The sequence below is a fragment of the Streptomyces sp. NPDC001492 genome (genome assembly GCF_053597275.1).
The window spans coordinates 108,898-135,698 of the sequence record NZ_JBSFHW010000004.1 but is presented as its reverse complement, the minus strand read 5'-3'; the positions used below and the strand labels follow the sequence as shown (position 1 = coordinate 135,698).

General features: G+C 71.9%; 27 protein-coding genes. 18 read left to right on the top strand and 9 right to left on the bottom strand.

Features of this window, described 5'->3' with window-relative positions; translation table 11 throughout:
* Positions 1–2,061, top strand: coding sequence for a PE-PGRS family protein (locus ACWC1K_RS06640; RefSeq protein ID WP_450829154.1), 2,061 nt, complete (start codon positions 1–3; stop codon positions 2,059–2,061).
* Here the strand turns inward: ACWC1K_RS06640 and msrB are convergent.
* From msrB to ACWC1K_RS06620, 4 genes are all read right to left on the bottom strand, one after another.
* The gene (gene msrB, locus ACWC1K_RS06635) at positions 2,021–2,428 is read right to left on the bottom strand and encodes a peptide-methionine (R)-S-oxide reductase MsrB (RefSeq protein ID WP_450829153.1); all 408 of its coding nucleotides are present in this window, start codon (positions 2,426–2,428) and stop codon (positions 2,021–2,023) included. The two genes, ACWC1K_RS06640 and msrB, sit on opposite strands and share 41 nt — an antisense overlap.
* A gap of 13 nt (positions 2,429–2,441) precedes the next feature.
* Positions 2,442–3,833, bottom strand: coding sequence for a UDP-N-acetylmuramate--L-alanine ligase (gene murC / locus ACWC1K_RS06630; RefSeq protein ID WP_450829152.1), 1,392 nt, complete (start codon positions 3,831–3,833; stop codon positions 2,442–2,444).
* 155 nt (positions 3,834–3,988) lie between these two features.
* The gene (locus ACWC1K_RS06625) at positions 3,989–4,462 is read right to left on the bottom strand and encodes an indole-3-glycerol phosphate synthase (RefSeq protein ID WP_450829151.1); all 474 of its coding nucleotides are present in this window, start codon (positions 4,460–4,462) and stop codon (positions 3,989–3,991) included.
* A gap of 133 nt (positions 4,463–4,595) precedes the next feature.
* Positions 4,596–5,426, bottom strand: a complete 831-nt coding sequence (locus tag ACWC1K_RS06620) for a pyrimidine reductase family protein (protein WP_450829150.1) — start codon at positions 5,424–5,426, stop codon at positions 4,596–4,598.
* Between the two features lie 37 nt (positions 5,427–5,463).
* On the opposite strand from ACWC1K_RS06620, the gene zapE reads away from it, so the two are divergent.
* From zapE to ACWC1K_RS06575, 9 genes are all read left to right on the top strand, one after another.
* The gene (gene zapE, locus ACWC1K_RS06615) at positions 5,464–6,570 is read left to right on the top strand and encodes a cell division protein ZapE (RefSeq protein ID WP_450829149.1); all 1,107 of its coding nucleotides are present in this window, start codon (positions 5,464–5,466) and stop codon (positions 6,568–6,570) included.
* A 153-nt stretch (positions 6,571–6,723) separates the two neighbouring features.
* The gene (locus tag ACWC1K_RS06610) at positions 6,724–7,116 is read left to right on the top strand and encodes a hypothetical protein (RefSeq protein WP_450829148.1); all 393 of its coding nucleotides are present in this window, start codon (positions 6,724–6,726) and stop codon (positions 7,114–7,116) included.
* An 82-nt stretch (positions 7,117–7,198) separates the two neighbouring features.
* A complete protein-coding gene (locus ACWC1K_RS06605) occupies positions 7,199–7,777 on the top strand; it encodes a carbonic anhydrase (RefSeq protein WP_450829147.1) in 579 nt (192 codons plus the stop codon).
* An 8-nt stretch (positions 7,778–7,785) separates the two neighbouring features.
* Positions 7,786–9,243 carry a SulP family inorganic anion transporter gene (locus ACWC1K_RS06600; RefSeq protein ID WP_450829146.1) on the top strand — a complete coding sequence of 486 codons (1,458 nt, stop codon included), beginning with the start codon at positions 7,786–7,788 and terminating at the stop codon, positions 9,241–9,243.
* A 101-nt stretch (positions 9,244–9,344) separates the two neighbouring features.
* Complete coding sequence (locus ACWC1K_RS06595) at positions 9,345–10,157, top strand: slipin family protein (RefSeq protein ID WP_450829145.1); 813 nt, start codon at positions 9,345–9,347, stop codon at positions 10,155–10,157.
* A gap of 94 nt (positions 10,158–10,251) precedes the next feature.
* Positions 10,252–11,619, top strand: a complete 1,368-nt coding sequence (locus tag ACWC1K_RS06590) for a PhoX family protein (RefSeq protein WP_450829144.1) — start codon at positions 10,252–10,254, stop codon at positions 11,617–11,619.
* A 33-nt stretch (positions 11,620–11,652) separates the two neighbouring features.
* Positions 11,653–12,204, top strand: a complete 552-nt coding sequence (locus tag ACWC1K_RS06585) for a YbhB/YbcL family Raf kinase inhibitor-like protein (protein WP_450829143.1) — start codon at positions 11,653–11,655, stop codon at positions 12,202–12,204.
* A 70-nt stretch (positions 12,205–12,274) separates the two neighbouring features.
* Positions 12,275–13,132 (top strand): polysaccharide deacetylase family protein, encoded by an 858-nt coding sequence (locus ACWC1K_RS06580; protein WP_450829142.1) that lies wholly within the window; start codon positions 12,275–12,277, stop codon positions 13,130–13,132.
* 18 nt (positions 13,133–13,150) lie between these two features.
* The gene (locus ACWC1K_RS06575) at positions 13,151–13,330 is read left to right on the top strand and encodes a hypothetical protein (RefSeq protein ID WP_450829141.1); all 180 of its coding nucleotides are present in this window, start codon (positions 13,151–13,153) and stop codon (positions 13,328–13,330) included.
* 60 nt (positions 13,331–13,390) lie between these two features.
* Here ACWC1K_RS06575 and ACWC1K_RS06570 read toward each other — a convergent pair whose 3' ends face one another.
* Both ACWC1K_RS06570 and ACWC1K_RS06565 read right to left on the bottom strand, forming a co-directional pair.
* A complete protein-coding gene (locus tag ACWC1K_RS06570) occupies positions 13,391–14,062 on the bottom strand; it encodes an ABC transporter (protein ID WP_450829140.1) in 672 nt (223 codons plus the stop codon).
* Complete coding sequence (locus tag ACWC1K_RS06565) at positions 14,059–14,925, bottom strand: ABC transporter ATP-binding protein (protein ID WP_450829139.1); 867 nt, start codon at positions 14,923–14,925, stop codon at positions 14,059–14,061. The genes ACWC1K_RS06570 and ACWC1K_RS06565 overlap by 4 nt, the downstream gene beginning before the upstream one ends.
* 53 nt (positions 14,926–14,978) lie before the next feature.
* On the opposite strand from ACWC1K_RS06565, the gene ACWC1K_RS06560 reads away from it, so the two are divergent.
* The 6 genes from ACWC1K_RS06560 (at position 14,979) to ACWC1K_RS06535 (ending at position 21,496) form a co-directional block, all read left to right on the top strand.
* Positions 14,979–15,695, top strand: coding sequence for an aminoacyl-tRNA hydrolase (locus ACWC1K_RS06560; RefSeq protein ID WP_450829138.1), 717 nt, complete (start codon positions 14,979–14,981; stop codon positions 15,693–15,695).
* 96 nt (positions 15,696–15,791) lie between these two features.
* On the top strand, positions 15,792–16,577 hold the full coding sequence (locus ACWC1K_RS06555; protein WP_450829137.1) for a DUF4142 domain-containing protein: 786 nt from the start codon (positions 15,792–15,794) through the stop codon (positions 16,575–16,577).
* 124 nt (positions 16,578–16,701) lie between these two features.
* Positions 16,702–18,021, top strand: a complete 1,320-nt coding sequence (locus tag ACWC1K_RS06550) for a DUF692 domain-containing protein (RefSeq protein ID WP_450829136.1) — start codon at positions 16,702–16,704, stop codon at positions 18,019–18,021.
* A gap of 72 nt (positions 18,022–18,093) precedes the next feature.
* The gene (locus ACWC1K_RS06545) at positions 18,094–18,852 is read left to right on the top strand and encodes a DUF4142 domain-containing protein (RefSeq protein WP_450829135.1); all 759 of its coding nucleotides are present in this window, start codon (positions 18,094–18,096) and stop codon (positions 18,850–18,852) included.
* A gap of 104 nt (positions 18,853–18,956) precedes the next feature.
* The gene (locus ACWC1K_RS06540; RefSeq protein WP_450829134.1) at positions 18,957–19,757 is read left to right on the top strand and encodes a TIGR04222 domain-containing membrane protein; all 801 of its coding nucleotides are present in this window, start codon (positions 18,957–18,959) and stop codon (positions 19,755–19,757) included.
* 98 nt (positions 19,758–19,855) lie between these two features.
* Positions 19,856–21,496, top strand: coding sequence for an alpha/beta hydrolase (locus ACWC1K_RS06535; RefSeq protein ID WP_450829133.1), 1,641 nt, complete (start codon positions 19,856–19,858; stop codon positions 21,494–21,496).
* A gap of 22 nt (positions 21,497–21,518) precedes the next feature.
* Here the strand turns inward: ACWC1K_RS06535 and hemQ are convergent, their stop codons facing one another.
* Positions 21,519–22,250 carry a hydrogen peroxide-dependent heme synthase gene (gene hemQ / locus ACWC1K_RS06530; RefSeq protein WP_099931938.1) on the bottom strand — a complete coding sequence of 244 codons (732 nt, stop codon included), beginning with the start codon at positions 22,248–22,250 and terminating at the stop codon, positions 21,519–21,521.
* A gap of 4 nt (positions 22,251–22,254) precedes the next feature.
* On the bottom strand, positions 22,255–23,715 hold the full coding sequence (hemG, locus tag ACWC1K_RS06525) for a protoporphyrinogen oxidase (RefSeq protein ID WP_450829132.1): 1,461 nt from the start codon (positions 23,713–23,715) through the stop codon (positions 22,255–22,257).
* A 159-nt stretch (positions 23,716–23,874) separates the two neighbouring features.
* Between hemG and ACWC1K_RS06520 the strand changes: the two genes are divergently transcribed.
* Together ACWC1K_RS06520 and ACWC1K_RS06515 are read left to right on the top strand one after the other, a co-directional pair.
* Complete coding sequence (locus ACWC1K_RS06520; RefSeq protein WP_450829131.1) at positions 23,875–24,846, top strand: DUF4349 domain-containing protein; 972 nt, start codon at positions 23,875–23,877, stop codon at positions 24,844–24,846.
* Positions 24,847–24,894: 48 nt separating this feature from the next.
* On the top strand, positions 24,895–26,283 hold the full coding sequence (locus ACWC1K_RS06515; protein WP_450829130.1) for an FAD-dependent oxidoreductase: 1,389 nt from the start codon (positions 24,895–24,897) through the stop codon (positions 26,281–26,283).
* A gap of 76 nt (positions 26,284–26,359) precedes the next feature.
* Here the strand turns inward: ACWC1K_RS06515 and ACWC1K_RS06510 are convergent, their stop codons facing one another.
* Complete coding sequence (locus ACWC1K_RS06510; protein WP_390664489.1) at positions 26,360–26,698, bottom strand: hypothetical protein; 339 nt, start codon at positions 26,696–26,698, stop codon at positions 26,360–26,362.
* Positions 26,699–26,801: the final 103 nt, after the last annotated feature.

The window sequence follows — 26,801 nt, the reverse complement described above, 5'->3', positions numbered from 1 at the left end:
ATGAATGACTTCCGGGACGCCGACCGCCACATCACACCGAGGGAAAGGGCCGACGCGATTCTCGCCGAGGCGGGCCTGGAGTACGCCGGCGGCTGGGGCGCCGGCTTCAACGCCCTCCCCACCTATGCCGCGCTGCGGCCGATCGCGGCAGGAGACACTGTGCCCACCTCTGTCGTACGACTGGACACCGCCGATCCATTCGTCGACACCGATGCGGAATGGTTCCGGCTGGCCACCGCGCACGGGCTGTTCGGCAAGGACGGGGGCTTTCTGGTCACGCTGGGGGTCGGCGGCTGGTTCCGGGTCCGGCTCGGGGAAGAGTGGCGGCTTACGGAGGTCCTGCGGAATCAGCCCCGCTGCCCGGAATTCATGACACTCTCCCCGGAGGGGAAGATGCTGATCGGCGTCACCACCGAGGAAGACGAGATCCGGCTGATCGTGGTCGCCGACGTCCCGGCGTGCCAGGAACGACGGGCCCTGAGACTGGCACGGGAGGAGAGCGAGGAGGAGCGGCAAGCGGCCTGGGACGGGCTGTTCAGCAGGCTCCGGATTCCCCAGCGAACACGGGAGGAATGGGCGCTCGGACTCCTGTACAACCCCTCTCTGCCCGACGACCTCCGGCTCGATCTCGTGGTACGGACCCGGAGGTTCTACGGCCGCGAGCTGCCCGCCGACCTGATCGACCAACTGATCGTCCACCCGGACTGGAAGGTGCGCGGCGCTGTTGTCGACACAGGCTCCAACCAGCTGACGCCCGACCAGTGGAGCCGCCTCGTCCTCTCCGAGGAAAACGACCGTCACCGCTGGGCCCTGGTCAGCATCGCCGTCGACTACGGCGCGACGTTCACCTCCGCCGCCTACGAGCGGCTCGCCGCCGACCCCGTCCCGCGTGTACGTGCCGAGACCGCCGCGCTGACCGGCTTGCCGGCCGCCGTGGCCCGCGCCCTCCTCGACGACCCCGAACCTCAGGTCCGGAAGTCCGCCTGCGCCGCCGCCTGGCCGGACCTCGACGCCGACGAGCGCCGCGCGCTCCTCACCGACCCCGACCCCGGCGTCCGCATCGCCGCCCGCCGACTACACCACCACGAACACCCGGTTCCGCTCGCCGCCTTCGAGCGCGGCGATCTCGGCGACGCCACCCGCGTCGTCACCGACTCCGCCCTTGAACCGGAACTGGCCCACCATCTGTCCCAGCACCCGGACGCCACGCTGCGCCTCGCCCTCGCCGACAACCCTCATCTGTCCCCGGCCCTGATCGCCGTACTGGCCGAGGACCCCGACCCGTCCGTCCGGGGCACCCTCGCCCTCCGCCCGGACCTCACCGAGGTTCAACGGGCCGCCATTTCTTACGACTTCGATCTGTCGAGCCGCTCCCACACCCTCTCCTGGGTCCAGGCCCTGCACAACGACCCCGAAGCCATGCGCCGACTCTCCGCCTCCTCCCACCCCCTGATCCGCCGCTCCGTCGCCCGCGCCCGCCATCTCCCGCCGGACGTCGTCGACCGGCTCGCCCACGACGAGGACCGCGTCATCCACCTCTTCCTCGCCGAGTCCTGCGACGACGCCCCGCCCTGGATGCTGCTCCAGGTCTGGCACTGGTGGAACGGCAGCCTCTCCGCCCCCGGCCGCCCCCGCACCCACCCCAACTTCCCCCGCACCGACCTTCTGAAATACGCCGACGACCCCAACCCCCGGCTACGCCAGCTCGCCCTGGACGACCCGGACTCCACCCCGGAACTCGTCGAACGCTTCACCCTCGACCCGCACCGCGAGGTCCGCTTCCGTGCCGCCGGCGACCCGCGCCTGAGCCGCCTGGGCGCAGTCCGTCTCCTCGACGACCCCGACCGCTCCGTGCGCTGGGCCGCCTCCCGCAGCCCCCGCCTCCCCGCCCGCGTCCTGGTCCCGCTCCTCCGTGACCGGCACACCTCCGAAAACGCCGCCCAGAACACGGCGATCCCGCCCGGCGTCATCCGGAGGATGGCCGAGCGGGATCAGGATGCGCCGGAGGAAGGCCCCGGGGTCACTCCCCGTCCGGCGTCAACCGCAGCGAGATCGAGTTGATGCAGTACCGCTGATCCGTAGGCGTCGGATACCCCTCGCCCTCAAACACGTGCCCGAGATGCGAACCGCACCGAGCACACCGCACCTCGGTGCGCACCATCCCGTGCGAACGGTCCTCGATCAGCTCGACCGCGTCGGTGTCCTTCGGGTCGTAGAAGGACGGCCAGCCGCAGTGCGACTCGAACTTCGTGGTGGAGGTGAACAGTTCGGCGCCGCAGGCGCGGCACGAATAAACGCCCGTCGTCTTGGTGTCGGTGTACTCACCCGTGAAGGCGGGCTCGGTGGCGGCCTGGCGCAGCACCGCGTACTCGGCAGGGGTCAGCTCCGCACGCCACTGCTCGTCCGGCTTTTCGACGTCGTACGACATGAAGCTCAGCCCCTTACTTCGCGAGACGGTCCAGGATGCGCGGTCCGAGGTCGGTGACGTCGCCCGCGCCCATGGTGAGAACGAGATCACCCGCCTTCGCCATTCCCGCCACGACCTCGGGCACCTGGGCCTTGTCGTGGACGGGCGTCACCTCCGCGCCCGCGGCCCGCGCCGCCTCGATGATCAGCTCGCTCGTCACGCCCGGGATCGGGTCCTCGCGGGCCGGATAGATGTCGAGGACGACCGAGGCGTCCGCCAGGGCCAGCGACTGCCCCATCTCCTTGCCGAGCTCCTGCGTCCGCGAGAACAGGTGCGGCTGGAAGACGACCAGGATCCGCGCCTCGCCCGCCGCGCCCCGCATCGCCTCCAGGTCGGCGGTCATCTCCGTCGGGTGGTGGGCGTAGGAGTCGATGACCTGGACGCCCGCCGCCTCGCCCTTCAGCTGCAGCCGGCGCTTCACACCGGTGTACGCGGCCAGGGCCGGGGCCAGCTCGGCGGCGGGGACGCCCAGCGCGACGCCCGCCGCGAGGGCGGCCACGGCGTTGTGCGCGTAGTGACGGCCGGGCACGGACACGGTGAAGGTCAGCTCCTGGCCGTCCAGCAGGACCGTGACCTCGCTCTTCAGCCCCTGCGGGACGACCGACAGGACCCGTACGTCGGCGTCCTCGGCCTCTCCGTACGTCACGGTCCTCACGGAACCGGCCAGCCGCCGGGTCAGCTCGCGCGCGCCCTCGTGGTCGGAGGAGATCACCAGCGTGCCGCCCGGAACGATCCGTCCGGCGAACGTCTCGAAGGACTCGTAGATCTCGTCCATGGACGCGTAGTTGGCGTGGTGGTCGAGCTCGACGTTGAGGACGATCGCGACCTCGGGCGCGTACTTGTGGAAGCTGCGGTCCGATTCGTCGGCCTCGGCGACGAAGATCTCGCCCTCGCCGTGCAGGGCGTTGGAGCCGGGTGCGTCCAGGTCGCCGCCGATCGCATACGACGGGTTCAGCCCCAGCTCGCTCAGCGAGACGGCCAGCATCGACGTCGTGGTCGTCTTGCCGTGCGTCCCGGCGACCGCGATCGGCCGCAGCCCGTCCATCAGACCCGCGAGGGCGTCGGACCGGTGCACCACCGGAATCCCCAGCTCGGCGGCCCGCGCCAGCTCCGGGTTGTCCTTGCGGATCGCCGACGACACGACCACGCAACTGGCGTCGTCGGCCAGATGCTCCGCCGCATGCCCGATGTGCACGGTCGCCCCCAGCGCCCGCAGAGCCTCGGCGGTGGCGGACTCCTTCGCGTCACTGCCGGCCACCTTGGCCCCCCGCTGGGCGAGGATCTTCGCAATCCCGGACATCCCGGCCCCACCGATGCCGATGAAATGCGGTCGGTCCATGGCGGGAGGAAGGGTGCCGGGTGCCATGCGTGTGTCTCCCTGTGCGCGGTGATACGGCGGAATGTTCAGCACCCCAGCTTATTGCCTCCGGCGATGGCACCTCCCCAGGGGCGCGGGGCTGTATCGATATGCGGCTCCGCCGCGTGGGCGCGACCAGCCCCCATGAACCCGCACCCGAAGAACTACGCCTTACTGTGCGAGAACAACTTCAACACCGGCACCCCCACCTTGTGCCGAGCCCGAGAAGCCCAGTCCCGATGGAAGAACTCCTCCACGTAGTGGGGATCGGTCAGCACGATCACCTCATCGGCGTCGATCTCGTCCACGAGAGCCTTCAACGCATCCAACGGATGATCCTCGATCAGCCGTCCCTCCGCCTCGCTGCCCGCAGCATGCAAGGCCTGCAGCGAGACCTCCAGCGCCCGCTCCCCGAAGGGCCTCGCGGCCTCCCCCTCGGGTACGTCCCGCTCGCGCGCGACCTCGTCCAGCTCGCCGAGCGCGACGTCGTCGATGGCCCGCAGCAGGCGGTCCGCCTGATCGCCGCGGGGCTGGAGCAGCACGTGGAAGGAGACCTCCTCGTCCCCGTGCAAGCTGGTGACGAACTCCACGTCTGCGGACGTCAGGGCCTTCTCGATCATCAATACGCTTGTGAACACCGGGCGCCCCTTCTGCGGAAACCATCCTGCCCCGTGATGTCACGGGGACTGCGAGATTCAGTGTGCCCGCCCCGAGCAAAGCGGAACGGTAGGTTCCGCCGTTTTCGGGACCGGCGGTACCGCTGAACGATTCTCAGGGCCGCTGGTAGCGGGTGAAGAGGAAGCCCTCCTCCTCCAGCAGCGATGTGAGGACGAAGCGGTGCGGAACCGCTACCGACGGGCCGCCCGCGATGCGCTGCGCGTCGCCGGCGGTGAGCATCGGGGAGACGGCGAGGCAGAGCTCGTCGAGCACTCCTGCGGCCACCAGCTGGCCGAGCAGCCGCGGACCCCCCTCGGTCAGCAGCCGGGTGTGGCCGAGCTCGCCCAGGGCCCGTACGGCGCGGGCGGGCTCCACGCCGACGCCGTCACCGGCGATCACCACCCGGGCGCCGGCCTTCTCGGCGGCGGCGACCCGGTCCGGGGCCGCCGCGGCGCCGGTGAGGACCAGGGTCGGCACCACCGGCGAGGTGAACAGCGGAAGGGAGAAGTCGAGGTCCAGGCTGGCGCTGACCACCGCGATCGCCGGCGCCGGCGGCTGCCCGGCCGCCTGCCGCAGCTCCGCGAACTCCGCACGCGCGCGTGCGGGCCGGTACCCCTCCTGACGTACCGTTTCCGCACCGACGACCACGACGTCCGCCAGCCCGCGCAGGGTGCCGAAGATCCGCATGTCGGCCGCGCTGGAGATCGGCTGCGAGCGGCCGTCGTGCTGCGCGGCCCCGTCGAGGGTGGACACCATGTTCGCCCGCAGCCACGGGACGGGCCGTCCACCGGCGGTGGGCTCGGGATAGGCGTAGGCGGCGGCGAGTTCGGCGAGGCTCCACTCGCGGTCGGCCGGGACTTCCAGAACACCGGCCCCACCCTCCTCACCGGGAGTTCCAGGAGCTTTCGGCACTGTCTCGTCGGTCACAGGGAACAGGCGTCGCATGTCGTGCAGTGTGGCACGGCGCTTAGCATGGGGAACCGTGTCGTCCTCCCCTTCCGCCCCCGGCCTCAGCCCGATAGCCGACGCGGCCCCCCTGTCCCTGTGCGCCCGTGCCCCGCACGTCCCCGCGGACCGCCTGGTCGCCGAGATGGTGCCGCCGCCGCGCTTCGACTCGGTCCGCTTCAGCACCTACATACCGGACCCGAACCAGCCCAGCCAGACCGAGGCCGTCCGCGTCCTCGAGGGCTTCGCGGCCGGACTCGGCGGGGCGCACGCCGTCGGCGGTGGAAAGCGCGGCTTCCTCGGCTTCGGGAAGCCGAAGGCGCCGAAGCTCCCGCCCGGCCCGCGCGGTGTCTACCTCGACGGCGGTTACGGCGTCGGCAAAACCCACCTGCTCGCCTCCCTCTGGCACGCCACCCCGGCGGAGCCCGCGCTCAAGGCGTTCGGCACGTTCGTCGAGCTCACCAACCTGGTCGGCGCCCTCGGCTTCCAGCAGACCGTGCAGACGCTCAGCGGCCACCGCCTCCTGTGCATCGACGAGTTCGAGCTCGACGACCCCGGCGACACGGTCCTCGTGTCGACCCTGCTCGGCAGGCTCGTCGACGCGGGTGTGGCCCTTGCCGCCACCTCCAACACCCTTCCCGGCAAGCTGGGCGAGGGCCGTTTCGCGGCCGCCGACTTCCTGCGCGAGATCCAGGGCCTGTCCGCCCACTTCCGCGCCCTGCGCATCGACGGCGAGGACTACCGCCACCGCGGTCTGCCCGAGGCGCCGGCGCCGTTCTCGGACGAGCAGGTGACGAAGGCGGCGTACGCCACGCCGGGGGCCTCTCTCGACGACTTCCCGCACCTCCTCGACCACCTCGCCAAGGTCCACCCCAGCCGGTACGGCGCGCTGACCGACGGCCTGAAGGCCGTCTGCCTCACCGACGTCCGCCCCGTCCCCGACCAGTCGACGGCCCTGCGGCTCGTGGTGCTCGCGGACCGTCTCTACGACCGCGAGGTGCCGGTCCTCGCCTCCGGCCTGCCCTTCGACCGGCTGTTCAGCGAGGAGATGCTGAACGGCGGCTACCGCAAGAAGTACTTCCGGGCGATCTCCCGGCTCACCGCGCTGGCCCGAGACGGCAAGGGACTCGCCGAGAGCGACTAGTTCAGGCCACCCCACCAGCGCATTTCAGGCTCTCTTCCGCTGGAAACGTGAAGTTAACCCTGCAAACAACTTTGCAGGGTTAACGTGTTTCTTGACCGGTGATTGACCATTCCTTGGTTGATGCAAGAGGCTGAGCGGGAGGGAGGGGGGCGCATGTTCCGAGGTGCGCCGACCCGTACGGTCCTGGCCCTGCTCGCCGCCGCCCTGCTTGCCCTCACCTTCTTCGCACCCACCACGTCCTTCGCAGCCGCGCACACGGCCCGTCATGCCGTAGCCAAGGATCTGCCCGGAACCAAACCCTCCGGCAAGGCACTGCGTGACGAGGCCGCGACGTTCCGCGACTGCGGAGTCCCCGGGGCCCCGACCGGTCCCCTGCGGCCCCGCGAGCGCCATGTGAACACCGGATGCACTCCGGAGGAGCCCGAGCGCCCCCTGCCCGCGCAGGACCCGGCCCTCGCCCACATGGCCGTCGCCAACCGCGCCCCTCATCCGTCGAGACCCTCGACATCCCACTCTCCGGCGGCACTTCAGGTCTTCCGCTGCTGAGAGAGAAGCAGAACAGCGCAGTTCCCCCACATCTGTCCTGCCCACACCGACGCGCCGTCGTGGCGCGCCAGGAGGAGTCATCATGCAGCCCCTCATCGACAACGCCCGTACGTTCGGACAGCGCCCTGAGGAGTTCGCCAAACTCGCCGAAGGCCAGTCCCCGCAGGTGCTGTTCATCACCTGCTCCGACTCCAGGGTCGTCCCGGCCCTGATCACCGGCGCCCGCCCGGGCGAGCTCTTCGAGCTGCGCACCGCGGGCAACATCGTCCCGCCGTTCGCCTCCCAGCACCCCACCAGCGAGGCGGCCACCATCGAGTACGCCGTGGAGGTGCTCGGGGTCGACGACATCGTGGTCTGCGGCCACTCGCACTGCGGCGCCGTCGGTGCCCTGGTGCGCGGCGACGACCTGACCGCCGTCCCCGCCGTGCGCGACTGGCTCGCGCACGCCACCCCGCGCCCGGCAGGCGCGGTCGAGGACCCCGCCGTCGCCGAGGGCGTGCAGAGCCACGTCCTGACGCAGCTGCTGCGGCTGCGCTCCTACCCGTTCATCGAGAAGAAGCTGAAGGACCGTCAACTGTCCCTGCACGCCTGGTACTACGAGGTGCACACCGGCGCCGTCCTGGCGCACGACCCGGCCGCCGACACCTTCAAGGCCCTGTGAGCGCCGCGATGACGACCAAATACCCTTACCTGAGGCAGGACTTCCTCGCCTCCATAGTCGTCTTCCTGGTCGCCGTGCCGCTGTGCGTCGGCGTCGCGGTCGCCTCCGGCGTCCCGGCGGAGCTGGGCCTCGTCACCGGCATCGTGGGCGGCCTCGTCACCGGGTTCCTGCCCGGCAGCAGCCTCCAGGTCTCGGGGCCGGCCGCCGGTCTGACCGTGCTCGTCTTCGAGGCCGTCAGCGAGTTCGGGGTCGGCACGCTCGGCGTGATCGTGCTGATGGCCGGTCTGCTCCAGCTCGCCATGGGCTTCCTCAAGATAGGCCGCTGGTTCCGGGCGATATCCGTCTCCGTCGTCGAGGGCATGCTCTGCGGCATCGGCCTGGTGATCATCGCCGGGCAGATCTACGCGGCAGCCGGCCTGAAGGCCCCGTCGACCGGCATCGGCAAGATCGCGGGCCTGCCGGGAGCTTTCGCCGACGCCCTCGGGAGCACCGAGGCCCTGGCCTCGCTCGCGATCGGGGCGGGCACCATCGCCGTCATCGTGCTGTGGAAGAAGCTGCCGAAGGCGGTGCAGTCGGTGCCGGGCGCCCTCGCGGCGGTGGTCCTGGCCACGGTCTCCGCCCTGGCCTTCGGCCTGCCGGTCGCCACCGTCACGGTGGAGGGCCTGTTCGGTGTCATCCAGGTGCCCGGGGCCGGAGCCTTCGGTGAGCTGGCCACCCCGGCCATCTGGGGCACGATCGTGGCGTTCGCGCTGATCGCCTCGGCGGAGAGCCTGTTCAGCGCGGCGGCCGTGGACCGGCTGCACGACGGTCCGCGCACCCATTACGACAAGGAGATGGTCGCCCAGGGCGTGGGCAACACGGTGTGCGGTCTGCTCGGCGCCCTGCCGATGACCGCGGTGATCGTGCGCAGCTCCGCCAACGTCAACGCGGGCGCGAAGACCAAGGCCTCGCGGGTGCTGCACGGCGCCTGGCTCCTGCTGTTCGCCGCCGCGCTGCCTTCCGCCCTGGCACTGGTCCCGATTCCCGCCCTGGCCGGCATCCTGGTGCACGCGGGCTGGAAGCTGATCCCGTTCCGCCAGATCTCGGCGCTGTGGCGCAGCCACAAGGGCGAGGCGCTGATCCTCGTGGTCACGGCCGTGTCGATCGTCGCGGTGAACATGTTCGAGGGCGTGCTCATCGGTCTGGCCCTGTCCGTGGTGAAGACCGCGTGGGAGGCCTCGCACCTCAGGACCGAGGTCGTCGACAAGGGGGCCGGTCCCATCCAGGTCCACCTCTCGGGCAACGCCACCTTCCTGCGGCTGCCGAAGATCCTCGACAGCCTGGAGGCGCTGCCCCAGGACCGTCCCATCGAGCTGGACCTGTCCGGCCTGCACCACCTGGACCACGCCTGCCGTACGGCGCTGGAGAACTGGGCCGAGCGGCACAGCGCGGTCGGCACCGAACCCGTGCGGGTCACGGCCGCATAGCTCGCCGGTGGCTGGTCCCGGGGCCGTCGTGGCCCGGGACCAGCCACCAGGCATATCGTTACAGGAACAGACATACCGGGCCTCTGACAGAGGGGGTCGTGATGGTTCCTGAGGTGGTGACGGCGGCCGTGGTGGCCGGTTCCGCGGGGATCGTCTACCTCGCCGCGGCAGCGAAGGTCGTCAAGCAGTTCGAGCGCGGGGTGGTCTTCCGCCTCGGGCGGCTCGCCGGTGCCGTGCGGGAGCCCGGATTCACGATGATCGTCCCGTTCGTGGACCGGATCAACAAGGTGAACATGCAGATCGTCACGATGCCCGTGCCGGCCCAGGAGGGCATCACCCGGGACAACGTGACGGTGCGCGTGGACGCCGTCGTCTACTTCAGGGTGGTCGACGCTGCGAACGCGCTGATCAAGGTCGAGGACTACAAGTTCGCTGTCTCGCAGATGGCGCAGACCTCGCTGCGGTCCATCATCGGCAAGAGCGAGCTGGACGACCTGCTCTCCAACCGCGAGAAGCTCAACGAGGGCCTGGAGCTGATGATCGACAGCCCGGCCGTCGGCTGGGGAGTGCAGGTCGACCGGGTCGAGATCAAGGACGTGTCCCTCCCCGACGCGATGAAGCGCTCCATGGCCCGCCAGGCCGAGGCCGACCGGGAGCGCCGCGCCCGGATCATCAACGCCGACGCCGAACTCCAGGCCTCCAAGAAGCTGGCCGAGGCCGCCGCGCAGATGGCCGATCAGCCTGCCGCGCTCCAGCTGCGGCTGCTGCAGACGGTGGTCGCGGTGGCCGCCGAGAAGAACTCGACGCTCGTGCTGCCCTTCCCCGTGGAGCTGCTGCGGTTCCTGGAAAGGGCACAGGAACACCAGCCGCCGCCCGCGCCGGCGCCACCTCCGGACCACCAGATCGAGACGTGACACGTGTGACCCGCGTGGTTCCCGAGCCGCGCGCCGGGTGATAGACACAGCGACGTCACAGTTCCTGTCCGCCAACAGGAAGGTTGCACCCTTCATGTCTGCAACACGACGTCAGATCCTCGCCCGCTCCGGTGCCCTGGGAGCGGGCATCGCTTTCACCGGGGCCCTGTCCGAACTGTTCGCGGGAACAGCCGCCGCCCAGGACCTCGGCCACACCGGCTACGGCCCCCTGGTCCCCGACCCGGACGGTCTGCTCGACCTCCCGGCGGGCTTCCGCTACCGGGTCCTCTCCCGTGAGGGCGACCAACTCCGCTCCGGCGAGGGCCCGGTGCCCTCCCACCACGACGGCATGACCGCCCTGCCCGCGAGAGGCGGGCGCGTCCACCTGGTCCGCAACCACGAGAACCGCCCCACCGCGAAGTACGCCGTCCCCACGATCGCGGGCCTCACCTACGACCCGGCGGGCAAGGGCGGCTGTACGGCCCTGACCCTGGACTCCCACAACAACGTTCTGTCGGAGCGTGTCGCCATCGCCGGCACGGCCGTCAACTGCGCGGGCGGGCCGAGCCCTTGGGGCACCTGGCTGACCTGCGAGGAGACCGAGGACAAGGCCGGCACCAACGGCTACACCAAGGACCACGGCTTCATCTTCGAGGTCGACCCCTCCGACCCGCACCGCACGGGCGCCGTCCCGCTGACCGCGATGGGCCGCTTCCAGCACGAGGCCATCGCGATCGACCCCAAGCGCGGGATCGTCTACGAGACCGAGGACGCCTTCCTCAAGCCCTTCGGCCTCTTCTACCGCTTTCTGCCCGACAAGCCGCTGGGGGGTGTGGGTTCACTGCGCGCGGGCGGCCGGCTGCAGGCGATGCGTGTGCCCGGCGTACCCGACCTGTCCACGATCCAGGAGACCGGCGCCACCTTCGACGGCATCGAGTGGGTCGACGTACCGGACCCCCTTGCTGCCCAAACGCCCGTCCGGCTGCAGGACTTCGGCCCGAAGGGCATCACGCACGCGCAGAAGCTGGAGGGCTGCTACTGGGGCGGGCGGTGCGTGTACTTCGTGTCGTCCTTCGCGCACAGCGCCGACGGTTCGGCGGCCGACCACTACGGCCAGATCTGGCGCTACGACCCCTCGGCGCGCCGTCTGACGCTGGTGATCGTCTTCGGCCCGGACACCGACGTCCAGCTCCCCGGCGAGTCCCCGGACAACATCTGTCTCGCTCCGAGCGGCGGCCTGATGGTCTGCGAGGACGGCAACGGTGCCCAGCACGTCTTCGGCGTGACGAGGGGCGGCGAGGTGTACGCGATGGCCCGCGGCAGACAAAACATCGGCACCCCGGACGCCCCCGAGTGGGGCGAGTTCGCCGGCGTCACCTTCTCCCCCGACGGGCGCACGATGTACGTCAACTGCTACACGCCCGGCACGACGTTCGCGGTGACGGGGCCCTGGCGCAGGTAGCGGGGGCGCACGGGCGCGGCTAGCGTTCCGTGCATGCACCGCAGGCTCGTGATGGTCGCCGTCGCGGCGGCAGTGGGGCTCGCCTCGGGGTGCGGGGACGACGGCGGTGGCGCGTCCGTCCCCGCACCCAGCGCCGCGCGGCGGATCACCGTGACGAGCAGCGCCTTCCCGGAGAGCGGCACCGTCCCCCGCCGCTATACGTGCGACGGGGAGAACGTCTCACCACCGCTGGACCTGTCCGGCGTCCCCGACGGCGCCGCCGAACTGGTCGTGCTGGTCGAGGACCCGGACGCCCCGCACGGCACCTTCACGCACTGGCTGATGTGGGGCATCGACCCGCACGACACCCACTGGGCCGCCGGAGAAGTACCCAAGGGCGCCACACAGGGCCGCAACGGCTTCAAGAAGAACGCGTACGGCGGCCCCTGCCCGCCCAAGGGCAAGCGCCACCACTACGTCTTCTCCGTCTACGCCACCGACAAGGCCCTCACCCTGTCCGCCGACGCGACGGCCGACGACGTCAAGCGCGCACTGAGCGGCCACACGGCGGCCTCGGGCACCATGACGGGCCGCTACGGGCGCTGATCACCTGGCCTTGCCCCTGAGTGGTGCGCCGATACACCATTCGCCCGTTTCCTCCATTTATGTTCGTACGATGATCACTTTCGTACGACCTGTACGCGTGCGCCATGCGGCCGCCGTCTGTGTACTCGGCGCCGCGCTCACCGCCTGTGGCGCCCCCGACGCGCCCCACGCCGCCCGCCCGGCCCCCTCCGCGGCCTCCGCCGCCCCGTCCCGGCCCCCGACGCTCGCCCCCGGCCCCGCCGGTCTCACCCCCGTCTTCAGGAACGGCCCCCGCACACAGGGCAGCACGGTCGCCCTCACCTTCGACGCCGACATGACCGCTGACGAGGGGGCGCGGGCGGCACGCGGCGAGCGGTTCGACAATCCGGAGCTGATCGCGACACTGCGGGCACTGAAGGTGCCGGCGACCGTGTTCATGACCGGGCGGTGGGCGGACGAGTATCCGGCGCAGGCGCGGTCCATCGGCCGGGACCCGCTCTTCGAGGTCGCCAATCACTCCTACAGCCACTACAGCTTCACCGGGGACTGCTACGGCCTGCCGACCGTCTCGGCGGACCGGATGCGGTCGGACGTGGAGCGGGCGTACGCCGCGTTCCGCAGGGCCGGGGTGGCGGACGCGATGCCTTACTTCCGCTTCCCGGGCGGCTGTTACGACCGGCAGGCCCTGAAGGCGCTGGCCGCGACCGGCGTCACCGCCGTCCAGTGGGACGTGGTGAGCGGCGACGCGTTCGCCACGGATGCGGACGCCGTGGCCCGGCAGGTGCTGGAGGGGGTGCGGCCGGGGTCGGTCGTCGTCATGCACTGCACGCGCAGCGCCGCTCCGGTGACCGAGCGCGCGGTGCGCACCATCGTGCCGGAACTCCGCAGGAAGGGCTTCCGCTTCGTGAAGGTGTCCGAGCTGATCGGGGCCACGAGGGGGCGCCAGTGAGCGGCTTACGCTGGAGGTGTGAGCGAGGACTACTGCACCATCCGCGACACGACGAAGCCGTCCCGCAAGGACGGGCCGCCGTACGCCGAGTGCGTGCTGTGCCGCGAGCCGACCGAGTACCCGGAGTCGCACAAGGGGATCACCCTGTGCCCGGTGTGCGAGTGGCAGGAGGCTCAGCGCACCGCCTGCTCGGGATGACCATCGCGACACGAGAACCCATGGCCCCCGAGGCATCTGCACTTCCAGCGGAGCACCTGTTCAGGGTGAGCGCCGGGGCGTAAGGGCGCAGGCCCCGGCGATCGCTGCCGTCGCGATGACGGCTGCCGCGGCCAGGGGCACCAGCGGGACGGGGACCCTGCCCGACTGAGAACCGGCGACCAAGCCGCTCACCGCCGCCTGCGCCGGTGAGCCCGTCGTCACCGCCGACAGCAGCGCAGCGAGCAGCATCGCCGGGACCGCCCGACCGGGCGCCCGCAGCACCGGCCAGTTGGTGAGCGCGCCGACCGCCGTGCCGAGCAGCGTGCAGGCCAGCGCGGCGAGGAGCCCTGCCGCGGCGGCCGGGAGCACTGCGATCCGGGTCCGGTTGTCCGTGCTCATCGGGGCGCTGATCAGGGTCACGACGAGGACCGCGGCCGCCCCGAGTGCCGCCGTCGCGATCAGGGCCGCCAGCAGCCGGGCCAGATGCGCCCGTCCGGGCCCGGCAGCGGCGGCCACACACGCACGGGCTGCGGGCGGTTCGACGGTGACGCAGATCCGTACCAGCCAGGCGGCGACGGGCAGCAGGGCCGCAGCCGCGTAACCCAGCGAGTCGAGGATGGGCTGCCCGCTCTGCACACCGATGCCGAGGAACGCCGCGTACAGGATGACCGGCGGCAGCCAGCGCTGCGAACGCAGGAGAAGGGCGGCCTGGTAGCACAGGAGGGCGGTCATCGGCGGTTGTCCTTGTCGAGGGCGTGCACGCTGACCACGTGCCACGGCGGGCGGGCCGTCAGCAGGGTGCGCAGCACGATGTCCGAGTGGGAGGCGGGGACGGTGAGGCGGTATGTGCCCGGCGCGGCCTCCTGAGCCGAGACGAGGGAGCCCAGTGCGTCGGTGGGCGGCTGCCCGCCCTGCGGGCCCTGCACCTCGACCACCACCTGCGGGCCGCTGTCGGCCGGTGCCGCTGTGTCGCGCGTACGGCGTTCGAGGCCGCCGTCGCGCACGGTGTACGCGGTGTCGGGCACCCCCTCCAGGCGGCGCGGGTCGTGGTCGACGAAGACCACGGCGCAGCCCTCGGCGGTGCGCTCGGCGACGGCCCGCTCCAGCTCGGTGCGGGCGGCGGCGTCCAGGCCCGTCCATGCCTCGTCGAGGACGAGCAGCTCCGGCTCGGCGAGCAGGGCCTGCGCGACGGCCACCTTCTGGCTGCTGCCCTTCGACAGCTGGGCCATGGGGGTGCGAGCGTGGGCGGCTGCGCCGAAGCGGTCCAGCCATTCACCCGCGGCGCGGGCCGCCGTGCGGCGGGAGAGGCCGTGGATGGTGCCGAGGTGGGTGAGGTAGCCGTGCGCGGTGAACGGGAGGGCCGACGGGAAGCGTTCGGGGACGTAGGCCGTGCGGGGGCGGCCTGTGATGCGGCCCTCGCTGGGGGCGTCCAGGCCGGCCAGCAGGCGCAGGAGGGTCGACTTGCCGGTGCCGTTGGGTCCTTCGACGCGGGTCAGTGTGCCCGGCGTCACCGCGAGGTGGACGCCTCGTAAGACCCAGGGGCCGCGGAGGCCGTAGCGGCGGCCGACGTTGTCGAGCTGGAGATCACGTCGCATGGCGGCATCTTCGCAAAGTGGCACTGTCCGTCGCCCCTTTAAGGTTGGCTGATGTGAGCCAAGATGTGACGTCCGCCAGTGACAGCCCTTTCCGGTCCGAGCCCAACGAGCGGGATCAGGCCCCGCAGTTCGTGCTGCCGCTCGTCGTGCACATCGAGAAGGCCGCGCCGCCCGCCCGTACCGACGCCCTGGAGACCGCTGCCCGGGCCGTGCTGGTGATGCTCAGCGACGAGCGGTCCCTCGGGGACGGGGAGTGGGCCCAGGTCATGCGGGACTGGCAGGACGCCCGGATCCGCAAGGTGGTGCGGCGCGCCCGCGGCGCCGAGTGGCGGCGGGCCGAGGCGCTGCCCGGGATCACGGTGAGCGGCAAGTCGGCGGAGGTACGGGTGTTTCCCCCCGTGCCGCTCGACGGCTGGCCCAAGGACCTGGCCAAGTTGCAGGTCTCCGGCACCGATCTCGACGACCCGGAGCCGCCGGCCGAGGCGGATCCCGCGGTGCCCGTGCTGTGGCTGAACCCCGACCTCGGCATGTCCGCCGGAAAGGCGATGGCGCAGGCGGGGCACGGTGCCCAACTGGCCTGGTGGGAGCTGTCGGACGAGGAGCGGGCGGCCTGGCGGGACGCGGGTTTCCCGCTCACCGTACGGAGCGCCGACCCGGGCCGCTGGGGGCGCCTGACCACGAGCGGGCTGCCGTTGGTGCGTGACGCGGGCTTCACGGAGATCGCGCCGGGCTCCTGCACGGTGGTGGCCGATCATCCGGCGCTGCGCTGACCCGGGGACCTTCAGCGGCACACTACGACTTTACCAGCCGTTTAGCTTTTTTTCTTTCGCTTGAACAACGCCGGAGTCCCGCGCGTATCTCCTGGCATGCGGATCAACGGTACGGCCCTGCTCGTCGCGGCCATCGTCGTCACCATCGGAGCAATCGCGTTCCCCGTGTGGTCCTACGCCGACCGGTCGGGCACCGGTCAGGCGAACGTCGCGGCGGGGACCGTGAACACCCAGTGGGGCCCGCTGACCGCCGCCGACCGCGATCTGATCGTGCGGGTGCGGCTGGCCGGCCTGTGGGAGCTGCCCGCCGGGCAGCAGGCGGTCGAGCGGGCGCCCAGCCAGGCGATCAAGGAGGCGGGCGACCACCTCATCGTCGGCCACACCGACCTCGACAAGCGGGTGCGGATCGTCGCGGCCCGGCTCGGCGTAGAGCTGCCGAACCAGCCGAACGAGCAACAGCAGGGCTGGCTGCGGGAGATGACCGCGGCGGCCGGCGCCGAGTACGAGTACAAGTTCGTGAACCTGCTGCGCTCCGCGCACGGCAAGATCTTCCCGGCCATCGGCACCGTCCGGAACTCCACCCGGAACACGCTCGTACGGCAGCTGGCCTCGGACGCCAACCAGACCGTCCTCGACCACATCACGGTGCTGGAGAAGACCGGCCGGGTCGACTTCGACGCCATCGCCAACGACGCGGTGGCCACCACGACCGCCAGCCCGACCGGCCCGTCGGCACCGGTACCCGGCCAGGTGGTGCCCTCGGCGCCGGCCGCCGAGGCCACCGGGGACATCGGCACCACCTCCCGGCCGTCGCCGGGCGCGCCGGGCACCGTCAGCACCGACCGGCCGGATCCGGTGGACTCCGAGGGTGTGCTGCGGTGAGCCGATCCGGCCGGACCGAACCTCAAATGTTGCTCTGAAGGTCCCGGCGACGGGATTCACGTCCGAGCGGCGGGGCCATACCCCCGTCACGTTCTTCGAGGAGACGGCAGGGAGGGGACGGACCATGGAGCGACTGGGAACGGGCATCGGGTGGCGGCCGGAGATCGCCGACGCCGTGGAGCGCATGCCGGGCATCGACTGGGTCGAGGCCGTGGCCGAGAACGTGTGCCCCGGGCACCTCCCCGAGTCGCTGCGGCGGCTGCGCGAGCGCGGGGTGACCGTGATCCCGCACGGTGTCTCGCTCGGCCTCGGCGGAGCGGACCGGCCCGAGGAGCACCGGCTCGGCGCGCTCGCCGAGCGCGCCGAGGCACTGGGCGCACCGCTGGTCACCGAGCACATCGCGTTCGTACGGGCCGGCGGCCCGCTGACGGCGTCCCCGCTCCTGGAGGCCGGGCATCTGCTGCCCGTGCCGCGCACCCGGGACGCCCTCGACGTGCTGTGCGAGAACGTCCGCATCGCACAGGACGCCCTGCCGGTGCCGCTCGCCGTCGAGAACATCGCCGCGCTGATCTCCTGGCCGGGCGAGGAGATGACCGAGGGGCAGTTCCTGTACGAGCTGGCCGACCGGACGGGCGTACGGCTGCTGATCGACGTGGCCAACCTGCACACCAACCACGTCAACCGCGGCGAGGACCCGGCCAAGGCGCTCGCGGAACTCCCCCTGGAGGCCATCGCGTATGTCCATGTCGCGGGCGGCTTCGCACGCGACGGCGTCTGGCACGACAGTCACGCCCACCCGGTGCCGCAGCCGGTCCTCGACATCCTGAGCGACCTCGCCGCGCGGATCTCGCCGCCCGGGGTCCTGCTGGAGCGGGACGAGAACTTTCCCGAACCCGCTGTTCTGGAGGGCGAGTTGGAGGCCATCCGGGCAGCCGTGGAGAAGGGACGGGTCATACGCGAGGAGACCGCGGCGGAGGCGGCGGTCGCGGCGGAGGCGGGCGCGGGTGCCGTCGCCGCCCCTGCGACCGACAGCGCCCGTCAGCGGCTCGGACTCGCACAGGCCGCCCTGCTGTCCGCGCTCGTCGCCGGGACGCCCGTGCCGGAGGGTTTCGACCGGGTGCGGCTGGGGGTGCAGGCGCGGGCGCTCGCCGGGAAGCGGGCGGATGTCGTGGCCAAGGTGGCGCCCGAGCTGCCGGAGATCCTCGGGGACGCCTACCGGCCCGCCTTTCTCTCGTACGCCCAACGTCACCCGATGACCGGCGGCTACCGCCGGGACGCCCTGGACTTCGCCGGGCGGCTGCTGCTCGACGGACGCCCGGAGGAGGGCCGGGCCCGGCGGGAGCTCAGGGAGTGGTGGCTGGAACGGTCGGGGCCCGTGCCGCGGTCGCAGCGGCCGGCGGTGAGGATGGCCAGGGCGGCGCGGCGGGTGCTCCTGCACCGCTGAGTGCCCGGGCGACGACCGGGAGAACGGGGCCCGCCGAACCCCGCAGTAATATGCGGTGCCGTAGGAGGCACCATGCGACCGCGACCACCCGTCACCGGCCGAGGCATATTCAGCGGCACCGGGGTCATCATCATCGGCCTGACGGCCACCCTGCTGGCACTGATCTTCCCGATCTGGTCGTACGCCGACCGGTCCGGCACCGGCGTCAGCGCCGACGTGCTGAACGCCGACACCGTCTCGACGCAGTACGGTCCGCTGTCCGCGCTCGACCGCGACTTCATCACGAAGGTCCGGCTGGCCGGCCTGTGGGAGCTGCCCGCCGGGCAGCAGGCCCAGCAGAAGGGCACCACCCAGGCCGTACGGACCGCGGGGCAGCATCTCGTCCTGGGTCACACGTTCCTCGACCAGCGGGTACGGGACGTGGCGGCCAAGCTGGGGGTGCAGCTGCCCAACGAGCCGGGCGACCAGCAGAAGCAGTGGCTGGCGACCCTGAACGCGGCGCAGGGCACGGACTACGACAGCAAGTTCGCCAACATCCTGCGGCTGGCCCACGGCAGGGTGTTCTCGGTCGTCGCCCAGGTCCGCGCGAGCACCCGCAACTCGCTGGTGCGGGCGCTCGCCGACGACGCGAACACGACCGTGCTGGACCACATCAAGGTCCTGGAGGCCACCGGCTACATCGACTGGGACGCGCTCGCCCGGGATCTGGCGTCCGCGACAACTCCCCCGCCGGCCGACCCCACCCCGGGCCCCGGCCCCGTCGTCCCCCTCGAACCGTCCTCCTCCCCGGCCTACACGCTGCCGCCGGCCGCCTCCAGCCCGCCGCCATGACCTCTGCCGGGCCTCACAAACGGAACGTCACATACCCACAACACTCCGTCCGCATGGTGAACAGGGCATGGCATTCCGCCGGGCATCTGGCATAGAAACGCGGCATGTTCTGGGTTGTTCTCCTGCTGCTGGCCTGGGCCGCCGCCGGTACCGCGTGCACGCGGTTGTGCCTGGCCGCCGCACGTGCGGCGGCCGGGGACGCGGACGTCGCAGCGCAGGCCCGGCGTCATGATCTGACGCTCTACGAGGCCGCGTTCCTGTCCGGCGGGCCCGCCAGGGTCGCCGATCTGACCATGGTCTCCATGGCCCGGCAGCGGCGCCTGCTGCTGGCCCACACGGGCTGGGCGACGGTGGTCGACCCGCGCGGCCGGGACGACATGGAGCGGTCCGTCATAGGGGCCATCGGGCCCGAGGGACAGAGCCGCATCGCCCCGGTCCGGGCCGCGGCGGCCTCCGCGGACGCGGTCGCGGGTCTCGGCGACCGGCTCGTCGACGCGGGCCTGGCCGTGCCGGCCGGCGCCCGGACCACGGTCGCGGCCGGAGTGCGCCAGGTGCAGCTCGCCGCGCTGGCCGTGCTCGCGCTGGGGGCGCTCGCGCTGCTGGTGCCCGCCCAGCCGAACATGCCGCGCGGCCTGGTGGCCCTGTGGTTCGCCCTGCCGCTCGCGCTGACGCTGAGCTGCCTCGCCATCGCCCGGATCGAGGCCCATCCCTACTCGCGCTGGGCCTCCCCGGCCGGGCAGCGGCTGCTGGGCGCCCTGGCCCGGCGCGTCCCGAACGGCGACGACCGTACGTATCTCACCACCGTCGCCGTACGAGGCGTCCGCGCGATCGGTGAACCCGACCTGCGCGCGGCCTTCGCGCACCGCGACCAGTCCTGGCGCGAACCGCACGCCAGGGGCGCATAGGGGGCATTGAGGCCGACACCGCCGGGGCGGTGCTTGCCTTCTGCATGCACCGAACGAAACATCCCTTTTGTCGCTGCCATGCACCGAAGGGATACGTCATGAGAGCTGTCGCCCTCTACTCGGCCGCCGGGTCCTTGCTCCTGACCGCCCTCGCGGCCGCACCGGCAGGCAGCGCCCCCGTCGCCCCGGACGCGGCCGAGTTGCACGGCACGACGGTGGCCGCCGCGCGCGCCCGGGCGGCGGGCATCGACTTCGGGAAGTGCGCAGCCGCGCAGGACATGCCGGGCACCATGGAGTGCGGCACGGTGTCCGTGCCGCTGGACTACGCGCGTCCCCGCGGCAAGCAGATCAAACTGACCGTCAGCCGGGTGAGGGCCACCCACAAGGACCCCCACAACAGCAAGCGGCGGGTGCCCCGGCAGGGCGCCCTGGTCTACAACCCCGGCGGGCCCGGCGGCGACGGCCTGTACTTCCCGCTCGTCGGGATGCTCCCGGAGTGGAAGCGGCTCGCGGCGGCCTACGACCTGATCGGTTACTCCCCGCGCGGTGTCGGCAAGTCCTCGCCCCTGTCCTGCGAGGAGCCCAAGCTCTTCTTCAAGGCACCCTCGCAGGCGCCGACGTACCCCTCGGAGGCGTACAAGCAGGAGCGCGTCAAGGAGGCGAAGGCCTATGCGACGGGCTGCGCCAAGCGGTCCGGTGGCGGGCTGCAGTACTTCAACTCGCTCAACAACGCCCGTGACCTGGACGTCGTGCGGGCGGCCCTGGGTGAGGGGAAGCTGACGTTCATGGGCGCCTCGTACGGCACCTACTTCGGGGCGCTGTACGCGACGCTGTTCCCCTCGCACGTGCGGCGGATGGTGTTCGACTCGGCGGTGAACCCCGATCCCGAGCAGATCTGGTACCGCAACAACCTCGACCAGTCGGCCGCGTTCGAGAAGCGCTGGGCGGACTTCCGGGAGTGGATCGCCCGGCACGACGACGTGTACGGGCTGGGGTCGACGGCCGACGAGGTGCAGGCAGCCTACGAGAAGGCGAGCGAGCAACTGTCGGCGAAGCCGGCCGGCGGCAAGGTGGGACCGGCCGAACTGCAGGCGGCGTTCCTGTCGGCCGGGTACTACGACGACTTCTGGCCGACCCGCGCGAAGGCGCTGTCGGCGTATCTGAAGGGCGATGCGAAGCCGCTGGTCGAGCAGGCCGGTCCGGCCACCGAGACGGCCGCCGAGGCGGAGAACACCAACGCCGTGTACACCGCCGTCGAGTGCAACGACGCGCCCTGGCCGACGGACTGGAAGGTCTGGGACCAGGACAACACGCAGCTCGCGCGCGTGGCCCCCTTCGAGACCTGGGACAACGCGTGGATGAACCTGCCGTGCGCCTACTGGCCGGCGCCCCGGCAGCAGCCCCTCGATGTGCGGACCGGGCCGGGTGAGCTGCCGCCGACGCTGATCCTGGCCGCCGAGCGGGACGCGGCGACGCCGTACGACGGCGCCCAGGAGCTGCACCGGCGGCTGAGCGGCTCGGTCCTGGTGACCGAGCGGGAGGCGGGCACGCACGGCATCGCGGGCGGGCCGAACCGGTGCGTCAACGGCTACCTGGACGCGTACCTGCTGGAGGGCCGGCTGCCGGTGGAGGAGGCGTCCTGCGCCCCGCACGCGGAGCCGAACCCGGCCGCGACGGACGGCCGGGCCCACCCGGCCCCCATCAAGGAGAACCTGAAGGGCAAGACCGCCCGGCCCTGACCACGCGACTGGCGGGCGCCGGCTACGCCAGGCCCGCGACGAGTTCCGCGATGTCCTTGCGGCGGCCCGTGTAGAACGGGACCTCCTCGCGGACGTGCATCCGGGCCTCGGAGGCGCGCAGGTGGCGCATGAGGTCGACGATGCGGTACAGCTCGTCGGCCTCGAAGGCCAGGATCCACTCGTAGTCGCCGAGGGAGAACGAGGCGACCGTGTTGGCGCGGACGTCCGGGTAGCCGCGGGCCATCTTGCCGTGGTCGGCGAGCATGCGGCGGCGGTCCTCGTCGGGCAGCAGGTACCAGTCGTAGCTGCGCACGAAGGGGTAGACGCTGACGTAGTTGCGAGGCGTCTCGTCGGCGAGGAAGGCCGGGATGTGCGAGCGGTTGAACTCGGCGGGACGGTGCAGCGCCATGTTCGACCAGACCGGCTCGAGGGCGCGGCCCAGCTTGGTGCGGCGGAAGAGGTTGTACGCCTCCTGCAGCTGGTCGCTGGTCTCCGCGTGCCACCAGATCATGAGGTCTGCGTCGGCGCGCAGGCCCGACACGTCGTACGTGCCGCGGATCGTCACGTCCTTCGCGGCGAGCTGGTCGAACAGCTCCTGGACCTCGTCGGCGTAGCCCGCGCGGTCCTCGGGCAGCACGTCCTTCAGCCTGAAGACGGACCACAGGGTGTAGCGGATGACCTCGTTGAGGTCCTTGGCCAGCTTGCCCTTGTTCGCGATGCGGTCCGGGGCGGTGGTGGGGGCGTCGTCACTCATGCGGCTATTCTCCCGCTCCGCCGTGCAGACTCTGCACCGGGTTGGCGGTGAGCTCCTCCACACCGCTCAGGTCCCCGCCGATCTGGTCGACGGCCGCGTAAGCGCTCGCGATGCAGGCCGGGATGCCGACGCCGTCGTACTGGGCGCCGCACACGGCGAGGCCAGGCAGCTTGGCGACGTGCTCGCGGATGCGGGCCACGCGCGCGTGGTGGCCGACGGGGTACTGGGGCAGACCGTCGGTCCAGCGGGTGACGTGGGTTTCGAGGGGCGTGGCGTCCAGTCCGGTGGCCTCGCGCAGGTCGTGACGGGAGACGTCCACCAGGCCGGCGTCCTCGCGCTGGAGGATCTCGGTCTCGCCGTACCGGCCGACCGATGTGCGCAGGACGACCGTGTCCGGGCTCTCCTCGGCGATCCAGCCCCACTTCTGGGAGGCGAACGTCGACGCCTTGATGGTGCGTCCGTCCACCGGCGGGACGAGGAAGCCGCTGCCCTCGGGGAGGGCGGTGTCGGCGCGGCGGTAGGCGAGGGTGACCAGGGCCATGGAGGCGTACTCGACGGCGGCGAGTTCCGTGGCGGCCTCCGGGGCCTCGGGGCGCAGGAGGCCGGCGGCCGCGGGGGCGGGTACGGCCACGACGACGGCGTCCGCGTGCAGCACCCGGTCACCGGCGACGACCCGCCAGCCGCCGGGCGTCTCGCGACGCAGCCCGGTCACCGGCGTCCCGGTCAGGATCTCGCCGCCGCGCGCGCGGACGGACTCCGCCACCGCGAGGGGCAGGCTGCCGATGCCGCCGCGGATGCCCATGAAGACGGGTCCGGTCTGCTGGGCGGCGGCCATCCTGGCCTGGAGCTCGCGGACGCCCTCGGTGAGCGAGTCGTGCGTCTTCGCGACCTGGTAGAGCTGCGGGACCGCCGAGCGCATCGAGATGCGGTACGCGTCGCCCGCGTAGACACCGCCGAGGAGGGGTTCCACCAGGCGGTCGACGACCTCGCGGCCGAGCCGGGCCGCCACGTACTCCCCGACCGCGATGTCGTCGCCGACCTCCGTGCGCGGCAGGTCGGCGTCGCGCTCGATACGGGCCAGGCCCTCGTCCGACAGGACGCCGCTCAGGGCGGCCGCGGTGCCGGGGACTCCCATGACATGGCCCTTGGGCATGGGGCGCAGGGCGCCGCGGGTCCAGATCGAGGCCGTCGCCGTGGCCGGCGGCTGCAGCCGGTCGTCGAGGCCGACCTCGCGGGCGAGGGCCACCGCTTCCGGTCTGCGCGCCAGCATCGACTCGGCGCCGAAGTCGACGCGCGCGCCCGCGATCTCGCCGGGCAGCAGCTTGCCGCCGACACGGTCCGACGCCTCCAGCACGGTCACCCGCGCACCCTGCTGCAACAACCGGTGGGCCGCGGCCAGTCCGGCGATGCCGGCTCCGACGACGACGACCCGCCCGGTGCCCGTACGACTCTCCACTTCGCGCATGTCCACAAGCCTCTCAGACCCCTCTGACAGTCCGTCGGCGACCTGGTGTCCTTCACGAGTCCTGACCGTGACCGCATCGGGACCGTCCGGGTCCAACGTCCCGGCCCGTCCGGGCGTCGAAGGAGCGTCAGCCGTCACGATCCCCGGGGGTAGACCCACATGCGCGCACGACGTCCCGTACGACCTGTCCCGGCCCTGGCCGCGATCCTGCTCGCCGCGGCACTCGCCCTCACCGGATGCAGCGGGAGCAACTCCGACTCCGGCGGCAGCAGCGCCGCCGACAAGGCCGCCCGGAGCGACGGGAAGGCGGCCGCGCCGGGCGGTGAGGAGAACGCGAGGGGCGCCGGGGCCAAGCGGGCGCCGAAGCTCACCGCGAGCGACATCATCCGCACCGCCTCGCTGACCGTGCAGGTCAAGGACGTACCGAAGGCACTCGACGAGGCTCGTACGACGACCGAGAACGCGGGCGGCTACGTCGGCGACGAGACCACCAGCCGGGACGAGAAGGGCCGCGAGCGCACCCGTGTCGTGCTGCGCGTGCCGGTCGCCACGTACGACGAGGTCCTCGCCGGCCTCCAGGGCGCGGGCAAGCTCCTCGACCGCACCGCCAAGGCCGAGGACGTCACCGACCAGGTCGTCGACGTGGACAGCCGTATCAAGTCGCAGCGGGCCAGCGTGGCCCGGGTCCGGGAGCTGATGGACCGGGCCACCAAGCTCAGCGACGTGGTGGAGCTGGAGGGCGAGCTGAGCAACCGGGAGGCCGATCTGGAGGCGCTGCTCGCCCAGCAGGCGTCCCTGAAGGACCGCACGAGCCTCGCGACGATCACCCTGTCCCTCTCGGAGACACCGGTGAAGGCCGCGGCGAAGGACGACGGTCCCGGTTTCGTGGACGCGCTGACCGGCGGCTGGAACGCGTTCTTGACGATGCTGCGCTGGCTCGCCGTGGCGTTCGGCGCGGTCCTGCCGTTCGCCGCGGTGGCGGCCCTGATCGCGCTGGCGTGGCTGCGGCTCGTCCGGCCCCGGCTGCCGCACCGCCCGGCCCCCGCACCCGCGACGAGCGCACTGGGCCCGCTGCCGACGGCCCGTCCGGCACCACAGGCCCCGACCACGCGCGAGAACGACCAGGACTGATCGGTACGGGACCCGGCCTGAAATGCCGCGCCCCCGTAGCGTGTTCGCATGGACATGAGCGCTGCGAGGGAACGACTGGTCGTGATCGGCGGAGACGCCGCGGGGATGTCCGCGGCGTCGCAGGCACGCCGCCTGAAGGGCCCCGACGAACTGGAGATCGTGGCGTTCGAGCGCGGCCACTTCACCTCGTTCTCGGCGTGCGGCATCCCGTACTGGGTGGGCGGCGACGTCGACGAACGGGACCAGCTGATCGCCCGTACGCCCGAGGAGCACCGCGCGCGGGACATCGATCTGCGCATGCGGACGGAGGTCGTCGAGATCGACGTGGCGGGCGGCCGGGTACGCGCGCGTGACGTCGATTCCGGCGACGAGTCCTGGACGTCGTACGACAAACTCGTGATCGCGACCGGCGCGCAGCCGATCCGTCCGGACATGCCGGGTGCCGACGCCCCCGGTGTGCACGGTGTGCAGACGCTGGACGACGGGCAGGCGCTCATCGACTCGCTCACGCGCACGCGTGGCCGTCGCGCGGTGGTCGTCGGGGCGGGCTACATCGGCGTGGAGATGGCGGAGGCGCTCATCAACCGCGGCTACGAGGTGACCGTCGTCAACCGCGGCAGCGAGCCGATGTCCACGCTCGACCCCGACATGGGCCGCCTGGTGCACGAGGCGATGGAGGGCATGGGCATCACCATGGTCGACGACGCCGAGGTCACCAAGGTGCACACCGGCGAGGACGGGCGGGTGCGGGCGGTGGCCACGGAGGACGCCGAGTACCCGGCGGACGTGGTGGTCCTGGGCATCGGCGTACGCCCTCAGACGGCGCTGGCCAAGGCGGCCGGGCTGCCCCTCGGCGCCCACGGCGGCCTGCTCACCGACCTGTCCATGCGGGTGCGCGGGCACGAGAACATCTGGGCCGGCGGCGACTGCGTGGAGGTCCTCGACCTGGTCTCGGGACAGGAGCGCCACATCGCCCTCGGCACCCACGCCAACAAGCACGGCCAGGTCATCGGGACCAACGTCGGCGGTGGTTACGCCACCTTCCCGGGCGTCGTCGGCACCGCGGTGTCCAAGGTCTGCGACCTGGAGATCGCCCGCACGGGCCTCCGGGAGAAGGACGCCCGCCGGGTCGGCCTCCAGTTCGAGACGGTCACCATCGAGTCCACCAGCCGCGCCGGCTACTACCCGAACGCCTCCCCGATGACGGTGAAGATGCTCGCCGAGCGGCGAACGGGCCGCCTGCTCGGCGTCCAGATCGTCGGCCGCGAGGGCGCCGGCAAGCGAGTGGACATCGCAGCGGTCGCCCTCACGGCCGGCATGACGGTGGAACAGATGACGGCATTGGACCTGGGCTACGCCCCGCCGTTCAGCCCGGTCTGGGACCCGGTACTGGTAGCGGCGCGCAAGGCATCACGAGCGGTGGCGCAAGGCTTCTAGGGGCGCGGGGCCGTGTCGATGTGCGGCTCCGCCGCGTCGGCGCGAGCCCCCCACGACCCGCAGTCGCCGACGAACCCTACGCCGAGCCGTTGATCCGCTCGATCGCCTGCCGCGCCTGCTCCGCCGGAGGCCGCGGGGGCAACGACGACACCGAGGCGGTGGAGGTCATGGCAGGGGCGGCGGACACCGCCGCAGGCTGCTCCCCCGCCGGCTTGGCATGCGCAGCACTCCGTACGGACCGCAGCCGGTGACTCACCGCCTCGTCCAGCGTCACCGGCCGCTGCATCTGCGAAGCCAGCCGTCCGGCCTCCTGGCCGAGCCTGGCGACGTCCTCCCACGGCAGCTTCACCACCAGGGAGATCTCCGCCTCCCCGTCGGGCGTGGCGTGCATCGGAGGAGTAACTCGGTCGTTCATCGCCTGTTCCTCACGTCGTCCCCGCGACCCGCCTTCCCCGTGCCGCGGGCGGTTGAGGAGACATACGCACGCGCGCGTGACCGCGTTCACCGATTCGCGCGGT

Coding starts and splice junctions, on each gene's coding strand:
- ACWC1K_RS06640 (WP_450829154.1), top strand. CDS start 1: ATGAATGACTTCCGGGACGCCGACCGCCACATCACACCGAGGGAAAGG.
- msrB (WP_450829153.1), bottom strand. CDS start 2,428: ATGTCGTACGACGTCGAAAAGCCGGACGAGCAGTGGCGTGCGGAGCTG.
- murC (WP_450829152.1), bottom strand. CDS start 3,833: ATGGCACCCGGCACCCTTCCTCCCGCCATGGACCGACCGCATTTCATC.
- ACWC1K_RS06620 (WP_450829150.1), bottom strand. CDS start 5,426: ATGCGACGCCTGTTCCCTGTGACCGACGAGACAGTGCCGAAAGCTCCT.
- ACWC1K_RS06610 (WP_450829148.1), top strand. CDS start 6,724: ATGTTCCGAGGTGCGCCGACCCGTACGGTCCTGGCCCTGCTCGCCGCC.
- ACWC1K_RS06605 (WP_450829147.1), top strand. CDS start 7,199: ATGCAGCCCCTCATCGACAACGCCCGTACGTTCGGACAGCGCCCTGAG.
- ACWC1K_RS06600 (WP_450829146.1), top strand. CDS start 7,786: ATGACGACCAAATACCCTTACCTGAGGCAGGACTTCCTCGCCTCCATA.
- ACWC1K_RS06595 (WP_450829145.1), top strand. CDS start 9,345: ATGGTTCCTGAGGTGGTGACGGCGGCCGTGGTGGCCGGTTCCGCGGGG.
- ACWC1K_RS06590 (WP_450829144.1), top strand. CDS start 10,252: ATGTCTGCAACACGACGTCAGATCCTCGCCCGCTCCGGTGCCCTGGGA.
- ACWC1K_RS06585 (WP_450829143.1), top strand. CDS start 11,653: ATGCACCGCAGGCTCGTGATGGTCGCCGTCGCGGCGGCAGTGGGGCTC.
- ACWC1K_RS06580 (WP_450829142.1), top strand. CDS start 12,275: ATGATCACTTTCGTACGACCTGTACGCGTGCGCCATGCGGCCGCCGTC.
- ACWC1K_RS06570 (WP_450829140.1), bottom strand. CDS start 14,062: ATGACCGCCCTCCTGTGCTACCAGGCCGCCCTTCTCCTGCGTTCGCAG.
- ACWC1K_RS06565 (WP_450829139.1), bottom strand. CDS start 14,925: ATGCGACGTGATCTCCAGCTCGACAACGTCGGCCGCCGCTACGGCCTC.
- ACWC1K_RS06555 (WP_450829137.1), top strand. CDS start 15,792: ATGCGGATCAACGGTACGGCCCTGCTCGTCGCGGCCATCGTCGTCACC.
- ACWC1K_RS06550 (WP_450829136.1), top strand. CDS start 16,702: ATGGAGCGACTGGGAACGGGCATCGGGTGGCGGCCGGAGATCGCCGAC.
- ACWC1K_RS06545 (WP_450829135.1), top strand. CDS start 18,094: ATGCGACCGCGACCACCCGTCACCGGCCGAGGCATATTCAGCGGCACC.
- ACWC1K_RS06540 (WP_450829134.1), top strand. CDS start 18,957: ATGTTCTGGGTTGTTCTCCTGCTGCTGGCCTGGGCCGCCGCCGGTACC.
- ACWC1K_RS06535 (WP_450829133.1), top strand. CDS start 19,856: ATGAGAGCTGTCGCCCTCTACTCGGCCGCCGGGTCCTTGCTCCTGACC.
- hemQ (WP_099931938.1), bottom strand. CDS start 22,250: ATGAGTGACGACGCCCCCACCACCGCCCCGGACCGCATCGCGAACAAG.
- hemG (WP_450829132.1), bottom strand. CDS start 23,715: ATGCGCGAAGTGGAGAGTCGTACGGGCACCGGGCGGGTCGTCGTCGTC.
- ACWC1K_RS06520 (WP_450829131.1), top strand. CDS start 23,875: ATGCGCGCACGACGTCCCGTACGACCTGTCCCGGCCCTGGCCGCGATC.
- ACWC1K_RS06515 (WP_450829130.1), top strand. CDS start 24,895: ATGGACATGAGCGCTGCGAGGGAACGACTGGTCGTGATCGGCGGAGAC.
- ACWC1K_RS06510 (WP_390664489.1), bottom strand. CDS start 26,698: ATGAACGACCGAGTTACTCCTCCGATGCACGCCACGCCCGACGGGGAG.